The sequence below is a fragment of the Asticcacaulis sp. MM231 genome (genome assembly GCF_964186625.1).
In the GTDB taxonomy this organism is placed as follows: Bacteria; Pseudomonadota; Alphaproteobacteria; order Caulobacterales; family Caulobacteraceae; genus Asticcacaulis.
Genome location: NZ_OZ075108.1, coordinates 340,526 through 357,071 on the forward strand (window position 1 = coordinate 340,526; position 16,546 = coordinate 357,071).

Sequence of the window (16,546 nt, forward strand, 5' to 3'; positions counted from 1 at the left end):
GTCTGATTCCTACGATTTTTGCCAGCCGTCGTAAACAGGCGTATGGGTCACAAAAGAGTCAAAAGTGTCACCCCCTAAGAGAACTTCACCATGTCGAATATGAACCGTCGCGCTGCTCTTAGCCTGATGGCCGGCACCAGCGCCGCTGCCTTCGTTACCCCTGCATTTGCACACTCTGAAACTATGGGAGGCGCAGCCATCGCCACAGCTTATCTGACCCAGCCCTGGACCGGTCCCTATGGTGGTGTTCCGCCCTTCGACAAGGTGAAGATCGCCGATTTCGAGCCCGCCACCCTGGCCGCCATGGACGCCACGCGCGCGGAGATCAAGGCGATCACCATGAAGCGTTCAGCCCCGACCTTCGAGAGCATTATCGAGCCGTTTGAAGTGTCCGGTGCGGCCTATGATCGCGTCGGTTCTGTTTACAGTGTGTGGGACTCAAACCTCTCGACCGGCGGCTTCCCGGACGTTTCCGCCAAACTGTCGCCGATCAAGGCGGCTTTTGGTGATGAGATCACGCAGAATGCCGACCTCTTCCAGCGCATCGAGACGGTCTATAACAACCGTGCTCAGTTCAAGCTCAATCCGCAGCAGGATCGCCTGTTGTGGAAGAAGTACAACGGCTTTGTCCGCGCCGGCGCCAAGCTTTCGCCCGAACAGAAGAAAGAAGTGGCTGACATCAATCAGCAACTGGCCACCCTGTTCAACACCTTCGCCAACAATCTGAAGCACGACGAGGCGCAGGCGACCTTCATCACCAAGGACGATCTGGCCGGCCTGCCGGAAAACTTCGTCGCTGCCCTGGCCTCGAAGGCCAAGGATCTCGGCAAGGACGGCCTCTATGCCGTGCAGAACACGCGCTCGGCCATGGAGCCCTTCACCACCTATTCCACCCGCCGCGATCTGCGTGAAAAGGTGTGGACCGCCTACATCATGCGCGGCGACAACAACGATCAGTGGGACAACAAGAAGATTGGCGCCCAGATCCTCAAGCTGCGGGCAAAGCGCGCCAAGCTCTACGGTTACCCGACGCACGCCCACTGGCGCCTCGAAGTCGCCATGGCCAAGACGCCGGAAAACGCCATGAACCTGATGGAGGCGGTGTGGGGACCGGCGGTCAATCGCGTCAACGAGGAAGTGGCCGACATGCAAAAGATCGCGGATTCGGAAGGTGCCAACATTACCATCGCACCGTGGGATTACCGCTTCTATTCCGAGAAGGTGAAGAAGGCGAAGTACGATCTCGACGAGTCGGAAGTGAAGCCCTATCTCCAGCTCGACAAGATGCAGGACGCCATGTTCTGGACCGCCAACAAGATGTACGGCTTCGAGTTCGTCAAGGTGAACGACGTGCCGGTCTTCCACCCGGATGTGACGACCTACAAGGTGCTGCGCGCCGGCAAGCAGGTCGGTGTCTGGTATTATGATCCCTATGCGCGCGAAGGTAAGTCTTCCGGCGCGTGGGAAACCGAGTATCAGGGCCAGTCCCATATGCTGGGCCACATCTGCATCTGCTCGAACAACTGCAATTTCATCAAGGCTGAGCCCGGCAAGCCGATCCTGATCTCATGGGATGACGCCGAAACCATGTTCCATGAGTTTGGTCACGCGCTCCACGCCCTGTCATCCAATGCCTATTACCCATCGCAGGGCGGCACCAACACGGCGACCGATTTCGTCGAGTTCCCGTCGCAGCTCAACGAACACTGGCTACCCCTGCCGGTGGTGCTGAACCAGTTCGCCATCCATTATGAAACCGGCAAGCCGATGCCGGCCGAATTGCAGGCCAAGCTGGTCAAGTCGTCGAAGTTCAATCAGGGCTTCGCCACGGTCGAATACCTGGCGTGTGCCCTGATCGACATGATGTATCACCTGGCCGGCGATACCGATATCGACATCGTTGGGTTTGAAAAGACCGAACTGGCCAAGCTGAACATGCCGAAGGAAATCGTCATGCGTCACCGCCCGACGCAGTTTGCGCACATCTTCGCCGATGACGGTTATTCAGCGGGTTATTACAGCTATCTGTGGTCGGACGCTCTGGTGGCCGATGCCTATGAGAAGTTCATGAAGGAGGGCGGGCCATTTGAAGGTCCTACCGCCAAGCATTATTTCGAGACTATTCTCAGCGTGGGTGACACCCTTCCGCAGGACGTGGCCTATCGCAATTTCCTCGGCCGCGATGTGCAGCGTGATGCGCTGATGCGGCTGCGTGGCTTCGCTTAAGCTTATGGGGCGTGGGGTCCGCGACCCCACATCTTCTTCTATCCAATAGGAAAGCCTCGCCCCTATGGGGGCGGGGATTTTTTATTGGATTAAGGTCAAGTCTTGGGGCCACAGGCCCCGGGGGCGCCAAGCCAAACCCCATAACTTAAAGAAAGCACTACATTTTCAGCCCCATTACGACTATATAAGCCGGAAATGACCCGTCCTTTTCTCAAGATGCCCAGACCTTTTTTAAAGATGAACGGCCTCGGCAATGATTTCATTGTCGTAGACGCCCGCGATACCGCCTTTACACCGGCGCCGGAGCAGATCCGCGCCTGGGGTGACCGCGCGTCCGGTATCGGCTTTGATCAGCTTATCAGCATCGAAGGGTCGCCGCAGGGCGACGCCTTTATGCGCGTGTGGAACAATGACGGCGGCACGGTCGAGACCTGCGGAAATGCTCTGCGCTGCGTCGCCTGGTACTTGAACCGGGATGCTTCCGATAAAACGCTGAAGATCGACACCTTGGGCGGCCTGGCCAAGGCGCGTGTGCTGCGCGCCGACGCCAAAACCGGCACGGCCAGCGTCGATATGGGCAAGCCGGGCCTTGACTGGCAGCAAATTCCGCTCTCGGAAGAGATGAATACCGAGCGCCTTGAATTGCAGGTCGGGCCGATCGACGCGCCGCTCTATCATACGCCGGTCGCCGTCAGCATGGGCAATCCGCACGTCGTTTTCTTTGTCGCCGATGTCAACCGCGTCGATGTCACCGCCAACGGTTCGCTGATCGAAAACCATCCGCTTTTCCCCGAAGGCGTCAATGTCGAGTTCGCGCAGATCATTGATCGTCAGACCATCCGGATGCGGGTCTGGGAACGCGGCGCCGGCATCACGATGGCCTGCGGCACCGGCGCCTGCGCCACGCTTGTGGCCGCCGCCCGTCGCGGCCTGACCGACCGATCCGCCACCGTCATCATGGATGGTGGGCCGCTGCATATCGCCTGGGCGGAAAATGATCACGTCATCATGACCGGCCCGATTGAGGTCGAGTTTGAGGGCACGCTGTGAGCCCGGAAAATGAAAAAAAGGTCGATGTCGTCACCTTCGGCTGCCGTCTGAACTCCTATGAGAGCGAGGTCATTCGCAAGACCGCCGCTGAGGATGGGCTCGACAACGCCATCATCTTCAACACCTGCGCCGTCACCGGCGAAGCCGTGCGCCAGGCGCGTCAGGCGATCCGTCGCGCCCGCAAGGAAAACCCCGACGCCAAGCTGATCGTCACCGGCTGCGCGGCGCAAACCGATCCGGACACCTTTGCCAATATGGCTGAGGTCGATTTCATCATCGGCAATGGCGACAAGCAAAAGGCTGGCAGTTACAAGCTGACGCCCGATAGCGCACGCATCACAGTCAACGATATCTTCTCGGTTCAGGAAACCGCTGGCCATCTGATTGATGGTCTGAAGGATCGCGCCCGCGCTTTTGTCGAGGTGCAGAACGGCTGCGATCATCGCTGCACCTTCTGCATCATCCCTTATGGCCGCGGCAATTCGCGCTCGGCTGCGGCGGGCGATGTCATCAGCCAGACGCAGAAGCTGGTGGCGCAGGGCTATAATGAGGTGGTGCTGACCGGCGTCGACCTGACCTCGTGGGGCACGGACCTGCCCGGCACGCCGCAACTCGGCAATCTGGTGACGCGTATCTTAAAATTGGTGCCCGATCTCAAGCGCCTGCGTCTCTCCTCCATCGATGCGGCCGAGATCGACGATACGCTTCTGCGCGCCTTTGCTGAAGAAGAACGCCTCGCCCCCTATCTGCACTTGTCGCTGCAACATGGCGACGACATGATCCTCAAGCGCATGAAGCGGCGGCACCTGCGCGCTGACAGTATCGCCCTGGTCGAAAAGGTGCGCGCCGTCCGTCCGGATATCTCGTTCGGCGCCGATATGATCGCTGGTTTTCCGACCGAAACAGAAGAGATGTTCGCCAACGCCGTATCGCTGGTCGATGCCTGCGATCTGTCGTTCGTCCACGTCTTTCCCTATTCGCCGCGCCCGCAGACACCCGCCGCTAAGATGCCGCAACTGGCGCGCACCACTATCAAGGAGCGCGCCGCCCGGCTGCGCGCCAAGGCCGAGGAAGCGCTTACCCGCCACCTTAGCCGCCAACATAACCGCACGCTCTCCTGCGTAGTCGAGAAGCCCGGCTTCGCCCGCGCCGCTGATTTTACCGAGGTGGTTTTCAGCGGAGACGCGGTCGTCGGCGGTATCAGCGATATTCTTATCCACGGCCACGATGGCAAACATGTCATTGGCAGCCTCGTGCAAACTGAGCTACAGCAAGCGGTATGACTGAACAGAAGAAAACAGGCTGGCTACAGCGTCTGACGCAGGGCCTTTCGCGCACCTCGCAAACCCTGACCGAGTCAGTGACGCAAGTGTTCCAGCAAAAGGAAGCGCTGGATGATGCCGCCCTTGAAGAGCTGGAAGACCTGCTGGTCGAAAGCGACTTAGGCCCGCAGATATCCGCCACCATCGCGGCCAAGATGGCGCAGCAAAAGTTCAGTTCGGCCAAGGATGCCAATGCCGTGCGCTCGGCTCTGGCCGAAGCGCTGGCGGATGAACTGGTCGGTCACGAAGGCACCTTCGATCCGCTCTCCGGCCCCAAGCCCTATGTCGTGCTGTTCGTCGGCGTCAATGGCTCCGGCAAGACGACGACGCTCGGTAAGATCGCCGCCAAGCTGACCAAGAGCGGCGCCAAGGTGCTGATTGTGGCGGGTGATACCTTCCGCGCCGCCGCCGTCGAGCAACTTAAGGTGTGGTCGGAACGCGCCGGCGCTGATTTCATGGGCCGCAAGACCGGCGCCGATGCGGCGGGCCTTGCCTACGACAGCTTCATCAAGGCGAAGGAAGAAGGCTACGACGTCGTCCTGATCGATACGGCCGGCCGCCTGCAAAACAAGCAGGCCCTGATGGACGAGCTCCTGAAGGTCGTGCGGGTCATCAAGAAGGTCGATCCCGATGCCCCGCACGAAACCCTGCTGGTGTTAGACGCCACGGTGGGCCGCAATGCGCTCAGTCAGGAACAGATTTTTGGCCGTCAGGCCTTTGTTTCCGGCCTCGTCATGACCAAGTTGGATGGTACGGCCCGCGGCGGCATTCTCATTCCGATCGCCAAGGCCTCCGATGCCCCGATCAAGCTGATAGGCGTCGGTGAAGATATCGAAGACCTGCACGCCTTCAAGGCGCGCGATTTTGCCCGCTCCATGGTTGGGTTAGAGCCCCTTTCGGATAAGGAATAGCGATGAGCCTGCCGCCAAAGTCTGAATCGGATGCCGCCCCTGTCGATCTTGCCAAGGAGATCCGGGAAGGTGACAGGATAGTCGATAAGGCCCTGGCCGGTGCGGCGGAAAAATTCGGCGAAATCAATCCCGAACTGGCCTTGAAGCCGGATGCGCCGAAGCAGAACCACGTCAAGATGGCGGTCGATTATGGCCCGCTGATCGCCTTTGGTCTCACCTTCCTCGTTTACAAACTGCTCAAGATCGCGCCGGAAAAGGACGCCCTGATCTGGGCGTCCGGCGCACTAGGGGCGGCCTCGCTGATCGCTCTCATCGCCGGCCTGATCATGGAAAAGCGCATTGCGTGGATTCCGCTCGTGTCCTGCGTCATCACCATTCCTATGACCATCCTGACCGTGCTCACCCATGATCCGATGTTCGTGAAGATCAAGATGACGATTGTCGACGTGCTGATCGGCGGTATTTTGCTGGGTGCGCTCCTGCTCAAAAAGCAACCGCTTAAAGTCCTGCTTGGCGATGCGCTCAAGCTCAAGGATGCGGCCTGGCCACGCCTCACCCTCTATTACGCCCTTTTCTACCTCGCCATGGCCGCGGTCAATGAGGTGGTCTGGCGCACGCAGAGCGACAGCGTCTGGATGGTGTGGAAGATGGGCTCGATGATCGGTGGCCCCGTCCTGCTGTCGATCTGCCTGTTGCCCTTCCTGATGAAAAACATGATTACTGATCGCATGAGTGATGAACAGGTTACAGATAAAGACGCTTGAGCATGGCTGAAGGTTATATTCCGCATACGGATTGAATTGTCGTGAAAGCGACATATAATCATGACAAGGTTCAGCGTGTTTCGGCCGGACCCTGGGAGGGCGTCATGAAGAAATCCAAATCCCGCACCAATAAGACCCAAACCAGCAAGAACAGTGAAAAAGCCATGTCGAAAAACGGCCTCGATGATTCGCCCTCGCATCTGCTCCACCGTGTTTTGCAGATAGCGCTCGATATCTATAATGCTGAAGCTGGCGAAGGCGCGCTTTCCCAGCGTCAATATGCCGTCCTGAAGGCGCTGGAAGGCACGCAAGGCCTGTCCCAAACCGATCTGGTCAAGGTGACCGGCATTGATCGCTCGACCCTGGCGGACCTGGTGTCACGCATGCTGGCCAAGGGGCTGGTGGCGCGCGAGCGCTCAGCTACCGACGCCCGCGCCAATCTGGTTCAGATCGCCGAAGCTGGCAAGACGGCGCTCTCCGACATGGAGCCGCGCGTTTTGGCCGCTGATGACAAGATTCTCAGCCTGTTGTCGCCGCCCAAGCGCGACAGCTTCGTCAAGCTGCTGCGTAAGCTGACCCACGCGCGTGAGGACGAACTGAGCGAAGCCGATGGCAAGCCGCGCAAGGAAAAGGCGCCGAAATCTCCCAAGACGCCCAAAACCGAAAAGGTGGCTGAGAAGGCCGAGAAGAAGCCTGGCAAGAAAAAAGACAAGTTCAGCGCCAAGAAGATGAAGAAGCTGCCGTTTCCGCCCTTGTCTGAAGGTATCAATGCAGCGGCGGAGACCGAAGACCTGGTCCATGCGCCGGTCGTCAAAGAGATCAAGGGCTAGATCACGATATTGAGGTAAGAGCCCGGCCGCCGCAGCGGCTGGGTCGCGTCCTGGGCGCCGGTGCTGACCTGTGAGGCGGACGCTGGTGTTGTGGCGCGGGTGATGTCGGCTGCGGTATAGGTGGCCGGCGTGATCTTGGGGGCCGTGACCTGCTGAAAGAAGGCCTTCTGTGCCGAAAGCGCGCTGACAAAACTGCCGTCCGCAGTCGGCTTGGCGGCCGGCGTCGACTGCGGGTTGAGCATCTGGGCGAGGGAGGGGCGAATTGGCGTTGTCATGTCCGAACCCTACACATAATCAGGTATTTAAATGGTTAACGCATCTTAAGGTGTCGGAGAATTGGCGCTCCTTATGATGCGCCTTGCGCATCCACAGAACCTTAAGAGTGTTGCGGTAACATGAGATAACAAACGTCTTTGTCCGGATCCCCTTTGGTCATCTTAAAATCCTTCGCGTCGATCCGGCCGTTCTGCACCTCAAGACCGGCCTTTACGGCTGGCGTCCTGTGCCTGGTATGGACCTGCCTTGTGCGTTTGCCATTTGCGCACGTCATTCATGATGATGAAGCCTTCTACAGTGTGGTGGCTTCGCGCTGGCTAGAAGGTGAGTTGCCCTATAGCGCCAGTTTTGACATCAAGCCTCCCGGTCTATTCGCCATTTTTGCCGTGGCCCAGATGTTGTTCGGCAGCAGTCTGGTGACCATCAAAGGTGTGGAAATTGTCTTCACGGCGTGGGGCGCCTACAGTCTGCACAGACTGATGAGGCGGCATGGCTCGCCTGAAGCTTCCGTCCTGATCGGTGTCTTGTATCCGGTCTTTTCCTTGTTCTTTGTCGGGGTGTCATCGCCCTGTCAGCTTATTCTGGCCGCCTTTACGATCGCCGCCTTCCTGTGGCTTCTTGACAGCGGTGCGGCGGCAACGCGCCGGCAAACCTTTGCCAGCATCGCTTTGGCGGGCCTGATGATCGGCTACGCTTGCCTGGTCAAGCAAACGGCGGCCTTTGAAGCTCTGGGCATGCTGGGCTGGCTCGTTTGGCAGGCATGGCTAAAAAAAGACATCAGGCCGTCCTTGATCTTTTGTGTGGCTGCTGCCGTGCCGGTCATGGCGTTCGGCCTATACTTCGCTGTTGCGGGCCATCTGGGTGAGGTTATCGAGGCCATCGCCATGACAGCGGTGCAGCGATCGCAATTGAACATGTCTGCGGACGCCGATGCCTGTCCTGAATTGGTTCTGCGATTATGGCATGTCATGGCGATCATCAAGCCGGTTATTGTGCTGATCGCCGGCAGTGCGTTGGCGCTTTTGCGTTTGAGGCGGTTACAGCTTGTCTTCGCAAGCCCTTTGATCGCGCTGACGCTTATCTGGTATGCGGCCGTCGTGGTTGGCCTGCTGGTCCTGAGATCCCCTGAGATCTGGTACGGCTACGACCTGATACCGCCCGCCCTGATCCTGTTTTGTGGCGTCCTGTGTCATGGCATGGCTTTTTCGCCGCACCAGCGCCGGCAATGGATCGTGGCCTATAGCGTTATCGCCTGCCTTCAGCCGCTTCTCATGGATCATAAGATGTTGTTTTCGGATGGACCGGACGGTCGCCCGGACTATATCGGCAACGTGCGGGCAGCACAGAGTCTGAAAGCCGCAGGCCTGAGCCGTAATGACTCCCTGCTGGTTCTAAGCCGCGGCCATTATGCGCATGTGCTTACTCATGCCATGCCCAATGTCCGCTATTTCAACGCCATGCACCTCTGGTGCGTCTTTCCGACACCCGACAAAGACCCGCTGGGGGAAGCCCTGTCGGCTCGTCCCCGCTTTATCGTCTTTTCCGGCAGCGACTATATGATCGGCTGCGCGCAACTGGACCGTCTGAAGATGGTCGAACCTGTTCTGGCCGCGGATTACGATCGCGTCGCCGAGGTCAGCGGCCGCTGGGACCACTTCTCTATCTACCGTCGTAAAATTGATCACGTGTCTGCAAGCGTGAAATCTGAATGAGACCCTGATAAATTCCAATGGTCCACGACCATGGCCACATAAACCAAAACGCAAAATTTCAGGGAGGCGTTGGTGGGTGAAAAAATGCAAAACGGAGACCATTGGGGGGCAATGGTCTCCGTCGCATACCGCCGGTTTCGAGGGGGGGGATGATCCCGGCGGCGAACTTACAGGTCCAAGTATCCATCAAAAAGATTAACGAAAACTTCGTCAAATCCTTGACGTCTTGTTACCTTGAACCCTTACTTAATACGTCATGCGGAAAATGCTAGTGCAGCGCACAACATATCCGCGGTTTTTTGCCGTAAAGCGGCTCACATTTACTTGAATGCCGCTTAACTTGCCGAAGATCAAGCGAAAAGCTTGGCCCAGCGCGGCTTGTTGCGGCCTTGCCAGGCGCCGCGGTGATAAGCGTCTGAACCGATCAACGGCACGACGGTGGTGGCTTCGGCGAAGACCATCTGCTCATAGGTGGTGTTGACCTTACCCCATGAGGCGGCTTCCTTGAGGGTGGAGGACGAACAGGCGCCGTCACGCACATCGGCGACGGTGATCTGGACGGCATATTTATGCATGTCGGCTTCGACGCCAAGGATCTCGGCGCAGACAACTGTATCCTGCGCGAAGTTCTTCGGCACGCCGCCGCCGACCATGAACAGGCCGGTGGTGCCGGCAGCGATCTTGATGTCGGTCAGTTCGCGGAAATCGGCCACGGCGTCGATCATCAGGTAAGGCTTGCCGGCCTTGATGCGTTCCTTCTGGTGCTTGACCAGGCCGAAACCGGCGGACGAATCGACGAAGGCCGGGCAGAAGATCGGCACGCCTTCTTCATAGGCGGTCTGGATCAGCGAGCCAGGCTTCTTGGCATTGCCTTCGGAGAGCCACTTGCCCATTTCCCAGATGAATTCGCGCGACGAATAGGCACGTGGCTCAAGGCGGTTGCAGATTTCCAGGATCGTGTGATCGCAGTTCTGCAGTTCTTCTTCATCGATATAGGTGTCGTAGATGCGGTCGATGTAGTTGTCGCGCAGCACGTTGTCGTCCACCGGACCAGCGGCCTGATAGTGCTTGAAACCGAGGGCTTCAAAGAAGTCCATGTCAACGATCGAGGCGCCGGTGGCGACCACGGCGTCGATCATGCCGAATTTCACCATGTCGCGGTAGACGTGCATGCAGCCGCCGGCCGAGGTGGAGCCGGCCAGGATCAGCCAGGGCGAGCAGCTCTTGTCTTCGAGCGCCATGTTGAAGATGTCGGCAGCGCGGGCGGTATCGCGGCTTGAGAAGCTCATCTTGCGCATCGAATCGATGATCGGACGGGCGTCATACGAGGTGATGTCGACGTGCTCGACCGTTTCGGCCAGCAGCGATGCCTTCATATTGGATTGGGGTGTGGTGTCAGCGCTCATTGTGCGTTCCTTTGAGAAGCGCCCCGGGATCGGGGTGGATAAAGGTGGACGCCCGTCATTCGCCCTTGATCCCCCAGACGGTGCGATGGGGAGGGTATGAGTAAGGGGCGGGCTATAGACCAAAGCGAACCCTTTGGCAATTCTGCTTTTGTAAGGATTTGATGGGGCGTTTGCCGGGGTGGCCCACAATAGCCCTGGCGCGTGAAACATTTGTGATAACAAGGCGATGAGGATGATTTAAGCTTAGCAGCAACGCTCAAACAACTCTGCGCGCATTCCGGATATAGCCGTGCTGTTTATGGATAACTTTGAAAAGTACGGGTAATTCTAAATCACTATAAGTTTTGAGATTTTTGACTTTGTGGATTATTTTACTGTTCAGAACGATTTTTTCGTAATGCGGATTTCCGCGTTTATTATTGGACAGTGGTCATCTTTTAACATGACAGTTTTTGATTTACTCCCGAACCCAACTCATCCGGACCCTGCCGGATTGCGCGTGACGAGGGATGATGCCATGGAAAGCAACCCATTGGATTCTCTCGAGACATGGCAGTGTGTCGGCGATATTTTCGATAAATTTCAGGATGTCATCTGCAATTTCTTCAAATGGAACTGCGCCCGTGACGGCGCCGCCCCTGATTTTCAGTGGCAGATGAATCTGGGTGTGTTGAAGTCACAAGACGATAACCACCAGCCGCATATCCTGATGGCGCGCCTAATCTCGACCTCGGGTTTTGTGCAGATTCAGGCCAATTCCACCTCGGATCTTGTCATCATCATGCCGGTCAAGGGCTACCTGATGCTCAAGCGCGGTGGCGACAGTCAGAAAGTCATGCCTGGCAAGGCAATGATTTACCAGCCTCTGGGCGAGACCCATATCAGCCACGTCGCCGATGGCCAGACCGGTGAAGCCTATATTATAAAGCTCGGCTTCACTTGGGTGCAGCGTTTCCTTTTCGATATCGTTCAGTTGCCGGTTGAGCGCGACCTGCATCTGGGGCCTGTGATCGATTTGTCTTCGCCCCAGGCAAAAGTGTTGTCACGCCTGATCGCCACCCTGTGTTCGGATGCCTTCACCTTCCAGAGCCGCGATCTGTCGCGCACGCTTCAGCACCGTCTGGCCGAGACGTTCGGCCATCTGCTGCTGGAGAGTATTCCGCATCGTTATTCGGAACGCATGAAGACCGGCAAGGCCGATCCGATGCCGAACTATCTGCGTGTGGCGCGCGATTATATGCACCGCGAGGCGCGTAGCAATCCAAGTATGAATGTAGTTGCCAGAGCCGCCAATATCAGCGTCCGCACGCTGGAAACCAGCTTCCGCACCCATATGGACGTAACGCCTCACACTTATCTGCGCACCGTCCGGCTCAAGATGACGCGCGAGGCCCTGAGTGACGGACGTGATCAGCGCTCCATTGCCGATGTGGCCGCGGCACATGGTTTTCCCCACGCAGGACGGTTCGCGCAATACTATGCCGATCTGTTTGGTGAAGCGCCTTCGCAAACGCGTCGCAAGGGGCCTTCTGCTTAAGGATAGACCGTTTAAAACGTCATGCCGAGCGGATCAAAGATCAGGGAGCGGTGTGCCGCCGAGCCTGCCATCACGCCAGATGAGGTGGCCCAGGTCGCGTTATGGGTGGAGTGGGCGATATCACCCGCCGCATACACGCCGGCCACGCTGGTTTGGCCCATAGTGTCGATTTGGACGACGGGGCCGAACAGGCCATCCTGCAAACCGCAGCCCAGTTTCTCAGCGATCGGGCTATTCAGTTCGGTGCGAGAGCCGAGATAGAGCGCGACCACCGGCACCGTCCGGCCGTCTTCCAGAGTAACGCCTGTCAGGCTGGGCGCCCCGCCGGTAAATCCGTTGATGCGGCCCGGTTCGATAACCACTTGCCGCTGTTGCAGTCGCGCCCGCGTTTGGCTGTCGGGCATCTCGCCGCCATTGAGGAAGAAAGTGGTTGGTCCCCATTCGGGAATCATCAAGGCCTGATGGGCCGACATGGCCGTGGTACTAAGCACGCCCAGCGGACGCCCCTTGAACTCATAACCATGGCAATAGGGGCAATGAAGCACAGAAGTGCCCCAGCGCTCCGTCAGACCCGGCATGTCGGGCAGGTTGTCGCGGATGCCAAAGGCGAGGATCAGTTTGCGACTGTGGATGTCCTGGTCTCCGGCGCTGACAATAAAGCCTTCGTTCTGACCACGGACATCTGTCGCTTCCGCATCGATAAAGGTGATATTGGGATAGGCAACCACCTTGTCGCGTCCGGCGCCGATCAGGGCCAGGGGGGCGTCACCATCATGGGCAAAAAAGCCGTGTGAGTGCTTGGCGAAACGGTTGCGCGGCTGGCCGGTATCGATCACACAGACCGAGCGACGGCCACGCCCCAGTTGCATGGCGGCGGAAAGACCGGCGAAACTGCCGCCGATGATGATGACGTCATAGATCATGATGTTGCTCCTCAAGGGATTGGTGCCGCGCCTTTAGACGCTGCCTGAAATCAGCGGCCAGAGCGCCGAGTGTGACGCCGGCGAAGCGCGACATCAGCAACGCTTCGGCCTCGGCGAAGGCATCGTCGAGGGCGGCATTGACCGCCTGTTCGACCAGGCATGACGGCTGTTCGCTGCGGTTACCGAGCGCGAAGACCTCGGGCGCCCCGACGGCGGCATATACATCGGCCATGGTGACGGTTTCGAGATCGCGAGTGATAGTCCAGCCACCGCCATGGCCTTTTTCCGAGTGGACTAGGCCGCGTTCGCGCAGGCCTGCCATGATGCGGCGGACGACCACCGGGTTGGTGCTCATCATTGCCGCAAGCTTTTCAGAAGTGACTGGAGTGTCGAGGCTCGACATGTGTAGAAGCACGTGGAGAATGCCTGAAAGTTTGCTGTCCCTTTTCATGTAACTTTATATGTTACATGATTTAACGCTTTTCAAGTCCTGCCGGACAGAAAAAATTTAGCGGGGGCGCAGCATGACGAATTTAGCGGCTTCGGAGAGGGTGAAATAGTCACCTGGACCGCCGCCGCGCAGGATCGGATCGGCGACGATGGTCTGATAGACGCCATCGTCAAGCAGGCGATCATCGATATGGATGCAGACCACTTCGCCGAAGGTCATGACGGCGGGTGTCTCGGTGCCATCCGCCGCCAGCAGTGGAAATTGTTGGGTCAGGCGGCATTCAAAACTCACAGGACTTGAGCGCACACGCGGTGGTTTGACGAGATGTGATGGTATGGCTTCCAGGCCAGCCAGATCGAACTCATCCACCTCCGGCGGCAGCATGGCGCATGAGGCATTCATCGCCTCGGCCAGGTCTTTCGTGGCCAGGTTCCAGACAAACTCACCGGTATCGCGTATATTGCGCGCGGTATCCTTCAGGCTGGTCGAAGAAAAGCCGATGATCGGTGGCGTGTAGTTGAAGGCGTTGAAGAAGCTGTAGGGCGCCAGATTGCGCTGCCCCTCGGCATTGACCGTCGCTATCCATCCGATCGGGCGCGGCCCGACAATCGCGTTAAAAGGGTCATGGCGCAAACCATGACCCTTCGACGGTTCGTAGGAATGAATCAAGCCTTGGCCTTGACGCGCTTCTTGCCGCGCTTGCCGCCCTTCGGACGGTTCAGGCGGACGACCTTGTTGTCTTCGGTATCGAAGACCGAGCGCGGATTGTTGACGCTGCGTGGGCCGAGGCCGAACAGCGACGCCATAGGCGCGTCATCCAGGAAGACGGTCTCGGTTTCGCCATAGCCATTGAAGCGCGTGCCCATGGTAACGCCATAGGCGCCGAGCATGCCGATTTCGACATAATCGCCTTCATTGACATCTGCTGGCAGCCAGAACGGGCCGGGCATGGAGTCAATGGAATTGCAGGTCGGGCCATAGAAGCGGAAGGGCTTCAGTTGCTCGTCATCGTGCGTTTCGTCAGGGCGATGCAGGCGCACCGGGAAAGGCCACTTGGCGTGGGTGGCGTCGAACAGATTGCCGTAGGAGCCATCGTTGAGATAGAGGGCGTCGCCTTTGCGCAGCTCGACCTTGGTCAGGACTGAGGTCGATTCCGCCACCAGAGCGCGGCCGGGTTCGGCCCACAGCTCGGTGGTTTCGTGCACCTTCATCTCGTTGAAGGCGCGGTCGATAACATCCATATATTCGGACAGCGCCGGCGGCACCATGCCGGGATAGACCGACGGGAAGCCGCCACCGACATCAACGATATCGGCAAAGACACCAGCGCGCACCAGCGACCGCGAAGCGGCGGACATGGCGGCGGCATAGGCGGTCGGGCGCATGCACTGAGACCCGACGTGGAACGAAATTCCCATCAGGTCCTGCGTGGCCTGACGCGCGGCCAGAAGCAGCGACGGCGCTTCATGCGTCTGGGCGCCGAACTTGTTGGTCAGGGGCAGGTTCGAGCCTTCGCCGGAGGTGGCGAGGCGGACGATCAGGTTGAGGTCGCGGGCATTGTTGGTCGCGGCCAGGATCTTGGCCAGTTCCTCATGCGTATCGAGCGAGAAGGTGCGAACGCCGAAATCGAAATAGGCGCGGGCGATCGAGACCCGGCTCTTGACCGGGTGCATGAAGGCCAGACGCGCGGCGGGAAGCGTCGAGCGAACCAGCTCGACTTCCTGAATCGACGCGACATCGAACGAGCGAATGCCAGCGGCCCACAGGGTTTCAAGCACCCACACGGACGGATTGGCCTTCACGGCATAGAAGACATCGCCTTTAAAATTGGCTCTGAACCATTGCGCGGCAACTGTTACGGGCGCGCGACGCACGAGGGCGACGGGACGTTCCGGAGGCTGCTTGCGGACCAGGTCCAGGGCTGATTGGTAGTTTTCCACCAGACACACCCTTAGATACGTTAAACCCAGACCGGCGTTAGCAGCGATGCCTGAGCCTCAATCTCTCTAAAGATACAACATCTTTGCGAAAGAAATGAGGCAGGACCATTTGAACTCGGGGTCCGCCGGAAGTGAGGCGTAAAATAGTGATTTAGTTTCCGATGTAAAGGGGTAATTTCAGCACGGTTTTCCACAGGGTCATATGTAGCATGGTTATAATTTAATATTGATTTAAATCAGCATGTTAACTTTGTGTCTTGTCGTGGTAAATCCTCTTTAACGCTCTAAATTGAGCGTTGCGTGGCAGCCGGTTTTGACGGCTAACTGCGTACACGACTGCGTAAAGTTAGGAGGGGGATGGTATGGCAGGTTTTCAGTCTGGAGACTTTTACGGCGCCAGCGCATTCGGGCGCAGGTTGCCCGGTCTTGGGCTGGCGCATATCAACGCCACCATTCCGGAGCATGAGGTGAAGGAGCACAGCCACGAAGGCGCGCACTTCGTGCTGGCGACGCGCGGCCGCTACATCTCGACCGCAGCCGATTGCGACGATCATGAAGGGCCTGTGCTGATCTATAATCCGCCGGATATCGTTCATCGTGATCGTTTCTCCGCCGGCAACGAGGGCCGGGACTGGTTTTTCGCCCTCAGTTTCGATAGCGATCTCTGGGCCGAGGTGACGAGCGACGTTACACTTCCGACCTATGCGCGTGGCCTTTCCGACATGAGGATTTTACGCGCCACGATAAGGCTTCTGCGCGCCGCCGGCGGTGACGCGACAAGGCTCGATCTCGAAACCTTGGCGCTGGAACTGGTCGCAGGTGCCGCACAGCCTCACAGGCTGTCCAACCTTTATCCCTCGTGGCTTGACGGTGCACGCAGCTTCATTGCCGACCACGCTTTCGACGATATAGGCGTGGCGGATGTCGCCGAAGCGGCGGGCGTCCATCGCGTCTATCTGGCGCGGCAGTATCGTCGCTGGCTGGGTTGCTCGCCGGGCGATGATTTGCGCCGACGCAGGGTTGATCGCGCTACGCACCTGATGATGGCCGGAAAGGCGCCCTTAAGCGACATCGCACTTGCTGCCGGTTTCTGCGATCAGAGCCACCTTAACCGCGTCTTTGCCGCTCATTGGGGCATGTCGCCGGCACAATTCCAGCGTCTGGCGCGCTAATCGGTTGCAAACGTCCAAGATTATAT

General features: G+C 58.3%; 15 protein-coding genes. 9 read left to right on the top strand and 6 right to left on the bottom strand.

The window, feature by feature from the left end; all coding sequences use genetic code 11:
* Positions 1 to 90: 90 nt before the first annotated feature.
* From ABQ278_RS01600 to ABQ278_RS01625, 6 genes are all read left to right on the top strand, one after another.
* Entirely contained in the window at positions 91 to 2,226 is a 2,136-nt protein-coding gene (locus tag ABQ278_RS01600; protein WP_349320899.1) for a M3 family metallopeptidase, read from the top strand.
* A gap of 216 nt (positions 2,227 to 2,442) precedes the next feature.
* A complete protein-coding gene (gene dapF / locus ABQ278_RS01605) occupies positions 2,443 to 3,276 on the top strand; it encodes a diaminopimelate epimerase (protein WP_349322194.1) in 834 nt (277 codons plus the stop codon).
* Positions 3,273 to 4,559: a tRNA (N(6)-L-threonylcarbamoyladenosine(37)-C(2))-methylthiotransferase MtaB gene (mtaB, locus tag ABQ278_RS01610; RefSeq protein ID WP_349320900.1), complete on the top strand. Its 1,287-nt coding sequence runs from the start codon at positions 3,273 to 3,275 to the stop codon at positions 4,557 to 4,559. The genes dapF and mtaB overlap by 4 nt, the downstream gene beginning before the upstream one ends.
* On the top strand, positions 4,556 to 5,509 hold the full coding sequence (gene ftsY, locus ABQ278_RS01615; protein ID WP_349320901.1) for a signal recognition particle-docking protein FtsY: 954 nt from the start codon (positions 4,556 to 4,558) through the stop codon (positions 5,507 to 5,509). The genes mtaB and ftsY overlap by 4 nt, the downstream gene beginning before the upstream one ends.
* A gap of 2 nt (positions 5,510 to 5,511) precedes the next feature.
* Entirely contained in the window at positions 5,512 to 6,273 is a 762-nt protein-coding gene (locus ABQ278_RS01620) for a septation protein IspZ (protein ID WP_349320902.1), read from the top strand.
* 104 nt (positions 6,274 to 6,377) lie between these two features.
* A complete protein-coding gene (locus ABQ278_RS01625; protein WP_349320903.1) occupies positions 6,378 to 7,103 on the top strand; it encodes a MarR family winged helix-turn-helix transcriptional regulator in 726 nt (241 codons plus the stop codon).
* Here ABQ278_RS01625 and ABQ278_RS01630 read toward each other — a convergent pair.
* A complete protein-coding gene (locus ABQ278_RS01630) occupies positions 7,100 to 7,378 on the bottom strand; it encodes a hypothetical protein (RefSeq protein ID WP_349320904.1) in 279 nt (92 codons plus the stop codon). The two genes, ABQ278_RS01625 and ABQ278_RS01630, sit on opposite strands and share 4 nt — an antisense overlap.
* A gap of 153 nt (positions 7,379 to 7,531) precedes the next feature.
* Here ABQ278_RS01630 and ABQ278_RS01635 point away from each other — a divergent pair, with 153 nt between their 5' ends.
* Complete coding sequence (locus ABQ278_RS01635; protein ID WP_349320905.1) at positions 7,532 to 9,091, top strand: glycosyltransferase family 39 protein; 1,560 nt, start codon at positions 7,532 to 7,534, stop codon at positions 9,089 to 9,091.
* Between the two features lie 350 nt (positions 9,092 to 9,441).
* On the opposite strand, the gene ABQ278_RS01640 is transcribed toward ABQ278_RS01635, so the two are convergent.
* Entirely contained in the window at positions 9,442 to 10,497 is a 1,056-nt protein-coding gene (locus tag ABQ278_RS01640) for a 1,9-bis(guanidino)-5-aza-nonane synthase (protein WP_349320906.1), read from the bottom strand.
* A 532-nt stretch (positions 10,498 to 11,029) separates the two neighbouring features.
* On the opposite strand from ABQ278_RS01640, the gene ABQ278_RS01645 reads away from it, so the two are divergent.
* On the top strand, positions 11,030 to 12,034 hold the full coding sequence (locus tag ABQ278_RS01645) for a helix-turn-helix transcriptional regulator (RefSeq protein ID WP_349320907.1): 1,005 nt from the start codon (positions 11,030 to 11,032) through the stop codon (positions 12,032 to 12,034).
* 11 nt (positions 12,035 to 12,045) lie between these two features.
* Here ABQ278_RS01645 and ABQ278_RS01650 read toward each other — a convergent pair whose 3' ends face one another.
* The 4 genes from ABQ278_RS01650 to ABQ278_RS01665 are packed head-to-tail and all read right to left on the bottom strand — an operon-like array spanning position 12,046 to position 15,348.
* A complete protein-coding gene (locus ABQ278_RS01650) occupies positions 12,046 to 12,957 on the bottom strand; it encodes an NAD(P)/FAD-dependent oxidoreductase (protein WP_349320908.1) in 912 nt (303 codons plus the stop codon).
* On the bottom strand, positions 12,947 to 13,408 hold the full coding sequence (locus ABQ278_RS01655; protein WP_349320909.1) for an Rrf2 family transcriptional regulator: 462 nt from the start codon (positions 13,406 to 13,408) through the stop codon (positions 12,947 to 12,949). Before ABQ278_RS01655 ends, ABQ278_RS01650 begins: the two co-directional genes overlap by 11 nt.
* A gap of 57 nt (positions 13,409 to 13,465) precedes the next feature.
* A complete protein-coding gene (locus tag ABQ278_RS01660; RefSeq protein WP_349320910.1) occupies positions 13,466 to 14,041 on the bottom strand; it encodes a flavin reductase family protein in 576 nt (191 codons plus the stop codon).
* A gap of 32 nt (positions 14,042 to 14,073) precedes the next feature.
* Positions 14,074 to 15,348 carry a type III PLP-dependent enzyme gene (locus ABQ278_RS01665; RefSeq protein WP_349320911.1) on the bottom strand — a complete coding sequence of 425 codons (1,275 nt, stop codon included), beginning with the start codon at positions 15,346 to 15,348 and terminating at the stop codon, positions 14,074 to 14,076.
* Positions 15,349 to 15,710: 362 nt separating this feature from the next.
* On the opposite strand from ABQ278_RS01665, the gene ABQ278_RS01670 reads away from it, so the two are divergent.
* Positions 15,711 to 16,520, top strand: coding sequence for an AraC family transcriptional regulator (locus ABQ278_RS01670; RefSeq protein WP_349320912.1), 810 nt, complete (start codon positions 15,711 to 15,713; stop codon positions 16,518 to 16,520).
* The last annotated feature ends 26 nt before the right edge of the window (positions 16,521 to 16,546 follow it).